Below are 855 nucleotides of genomic sequence, written 5' to 3' on the forward strand. Positions count from 1 at the left end.
GAGCACGAGTTCGGCAGCCTCGCGTTTGAATTCAGCAGAAAAGGAACGGCGTTGTTTGGTCATCTGACACCTCGATCTGGCGAGCATTCTCGCCTAAATGGGTGTCCGGTTTCATTAGACCACTACATTCAGACATTCAGGGAAGAGTCGCCCGCTCATTGAAACTCAAGGAACAATGGCGGTAACGCGGATTTCAATACGCATCGTCGGAAGACCAAGCGCCGCGACCCCGAGCTGCGTCCAGATGGGAGCGTGGTTGGGCATGTAATGGCGATACAGCCTGGCCATCGTCTCATTAACTATCGGAGGGAAACCTCCGACATGGTAAGAATTGACGTGGACCACATGCTCCCAACTGGCACCTGCCGTCGCTAGGGTTCGTTCCAGGTTTTGAAATGCTTGAGCAATCTCGTCCTCGATCGATTCGGGAATCTGTAGATCGTCATCCCAACCGCCCTGGCCTGAAGTCTCCACTCGATCGCCAATTTTTAAAGCTTGCGAGTAATGCAAAGCGTTGAGCAGGGTTTCGCCATAACCGGGCGTAACAAAAAACTCGGGCTTGTTCATTGTGTTCCTCTGTTCAGTTCGGTACTCGGTAGAGGCTTCTACCTCTGGTTGATGCTAATAGACTGAATAGAGGAGCAATAGCCGTTAAAGCTGTCATGACTATCCATGTGTATGGATAGTGGGTTTGCGGTTATGCACGAAAAAGCCCGGCCTCATCAGCCTAATGCTGTTCACTTAAGACAATCATCAGTCGAGCGAGAACCTGTGGCGAGGGGATTCAGCGAAACGTCGCACCGCCCCGTTGGGCTGCGAAGCGGCCCCCTGCGCCCGTTCAGACAGACCGAGTTG

1 protein-coding gene is annotated in these 855 nt (G+C 52.9%); it reads right to left on the reverse strand.

Annotation, left to right across the window (positions count from 1 at the left end; all coding sequences use genetic code 11):
- Positions 1 to 165 precede the first annotated feature (165 nt).
- Positions 166 to 567, reverse strand: coding sequence for a RidA family protein (locus tag EYC95_RS30070; protein WP_131063544.1), 402 nt, complete (start codon positions 565 to 567; stop codon positions 166 to 168).
- Positions 568 to 855 lie beyond the last annotated feature (288 nt).

Origin of the sequence: Pseudomonas sp. BGI-2 (assembly GCF_004310295.1) — a bacterium.
GTDB lineage: Bacteria > Pseudomonadota > Gammaproteobacteria > Pseudomonadales > Pseudomonadaceae > Aquipseudomonas.